Origin of the sequence: Klebsiella sp. MS 92-3, assembly GCF_000195655.1 — a bacterium.
GTDB lineage: Bacteria > Pseudomonadota > Gammaproteobacteria > Enterobacterales > Enterobacteriaceae > Klebsiella > Klebsiella pneumoniae.
In genome coordinates, this window is the sequence record NZ_GL882761.1 from 11,016 (window position 1) to 13,287 (window position 2,272).

3 protein-coding genes are annotated in these 2,272 nt (G+C 59.1%); 1 reads left to right on the plus strand and 2 read right to left on the minus strand.

The genetic code is table 11. The annotated features are described in order from the left end of the window. Together HMPREF9538_RS32765 and HMPREF9538_RS21365 are read right to left on the minus strand one after the other, a co-directional pair. Positions 1 to 223, minus strand: a 223-nt coding sequence (locus tag HMPREF9538_RS32765) for a LacI family DNA-binding transcriptional regulator (RefSeq protein WP_009484289.1), incomplete at its 3' end; no start/stop codon positions are given. 103 nt (positions 224 to 326) lie between these two features. Continuing rightward, entirely contained in the window at positions 327 to 989 is a 663-nt protein-coding gene (locus tag HMPREF9538_RS21365) for an OmpA family lipoprotein (protein WP_002921917.1), read from the minus strand. A gap of 167 nt (positions 990 to 1,156) precedes the next feature. Here HMPREF9538_RS21365 and HMPREF9538_RS21360 point away from each other — a divergent pair. Beyond that, the coding region (locus tag HMPREF9538_RS21360) for a molybdopterin-dependent oxidoreductase (protein ID WP_032457014.1) at positions 1,157 to 2,272 on the plus strand (1,116 nt) is incomplete at its 3' end.

Genomic DNA, 2,272 nt, shown 5'->3' on the forward strand with positions numbered 1-2,272 from the left:
TATCGGCGATAATCAGGCCGATGAGGCGGGTTCGGCCGTGCTTGAGGCCGCGGGCCATCAGGCTGGGGCGGTAGTCGAGTTCGGCAATGGCTTTTTCAATACGTGATAACAGGTCGTCGGAAAGCAGATGCTTCTCGCCGTTAAGATAACGTGAAATGCTGGTTTTGCCGGTCTTTGCGGCTTTCGCCACATCGCTGATAGTTGCACGCGCCGCTTTCGCCATGGTGGCTTCCTTTGCTGAAAATCTGCCAACACCTTAGCGCGAAAAATAGCGATATCAAGCATTTTGCCCGGCAGAACGGCTGCCGGGCGATATGAAGATGCGCTTACTGCAGCGGGCTGAGGGTGATTTCCACGCGACGGTTCTGCGCTTTGCCTTCCGCCGTGCTGTTGCTGGCGATCGGGTTTGCCGGGCCCATGCCGGTGGTGCGAATGCGATTGGCCGCCACGCCCTGGGTGATGAGCGCGCTGGCGACGCTGTCCGCACGCTGTTGCGACAGACGCATATTCAGATCCTTGCTGCCGGTGCTGTCGGTGTAGCCGACCACGTTAACAGCGGTTTTCTCATACTCTTTCAGCACCATGGCCACGCCGGTCAGGGTGTTGGCGCCGGCCGGCTTCAGGTTGGCGCTATTGCTGTCGAAGGTGACGTTATTCGGCATGTTCAGCACGATATTGTCGCCATTTCGCGTCACGCTGACCCCGGTTCCCTGCATTTTGTCGCGCAGCTTCGCTTCCTGCACGTCCATGTAGTAACCAATGCCGCCGCCGAGCGCCGCGCCGGCCGCTGCGCCAATCAGCGCGCCTTTGCCGCGGTCATGTTTGGAAGAGGAGAGCGCGCCGACGCCAGCGCCCACTAAGGAGCCAATACCTGCGCCAATACCGGATTTGCCTGCTTCACGTTCACCGGTATAGGGGTTGGTGGTGCAGCCAGAAATGGCCAGAGTGCCGCTGACCAGCGCCGCAATCATAAGTACGCGTTTTTTCATTTAATATCCTTAATCCTTTTTATTCTTTGTCACAGCGAACGTGACGGTTGATTATGACGCGCGATTACGGAGAAAATTCCCCGGATACCATCTCTTTTTGTAAATAACATTGAACGGTTGCCCATCACGCCGTCATGACACCTGCATTCGCTGACCAGGAGCCGCCCTTGCCAACCTCATCTGCAACCAAAACCATCTTAACCGCCGCCCACTGGGGACCGATGCTGGTGGAAACGGACGGGGAAAACGTCCTCTCTTCCCGCGGCGCGCTGGCGACACCGTTTGCCAACTCGCTGCAAACGGCAGTGCGCGATCAGGTGCACAGCAAAACCCGCGTGCGCTATCCAATGGTGCGTAAAGGCTTCCTTGCTTCACCGGACAAGCCCCAGGGGGTCCGCGGTCAGGATGAATTCGTGCGGGTGAGCTGGGAGCAGGCGCTGGATCTGATCGATGCCCAGCATCGGCGGATCCGCGACAGCTACGGTCCGGCCTCCATTTTTGCCGGCTCCTACGGCTGGCGCTCTAACGGCGTATTGCATAAGGCGGCGACGCTGCTGCAGCGCTATATGAGCCTGGCGGGCGGCTATACCGGCCATCTTGGCGATTACTCCACCGGCGCGGCGCAGGCGATCATGCCTTACGTCGTTGGCGGCAATGAGGTGTATCAGCAGCAGACCAGTTGGCCGCTGGTGCTCGAGCACAGCGAAGTGGTGGTACTGTGGAGCGCCAACCCGCTGAACACGCTGAAAATCGCCTGGAATGCCTCCGACGAGCAAGGGATCCCGTGGTTTGATCGGCTGCGCCAGAGCGGTAAGCGGCTGATCTGCATCGATCCGATGCGATCGGAAACCGTCGATTTCTTTGGCGATTCGATGGAGTGGATCGCGCCGCATATGGGCACCGACGTCGCGCTGATGCTGGGGATCGCCCATACGCTGGTGGAAAATGACTGGCAGGATGATGCGTTTCTTACCCGCTGCACCAGCGGCTACGATATTTTTGCCCGCTATCTGACCGGCGAAAGCGACGGCGTAGCGAAAACCGCTGAGTGGGCAGCAGCGCTCTGCGGCGTTAAAGCAGATAAAATCCGCGAACTGGCGCAAATTTTCCACGAAAATACCACTATGCTGATGGCCGGCTGGGGCATGCAGCGTCAGCAGTATGGCGAGCAGAAACACTGGATGCTGGTCACTCTGGCCGCCATGCTGGGACAGATCGGCACCCCCGGTGGCGGGTTTGGTCTTTCCTATCATTTTGCCAACGGCGGCAACCCCACCCCCCCC

What these genes read in the sequence shown, in the direction of transcription:
- HMPREF9538_RS21365 (WP_002921917.1), bottom strand. Translation starts at nt 989, where the DNA reads ATGAAAAAACGCGTACTTATGATTGCGGCGCTGGTCAGCGGCACTCTG.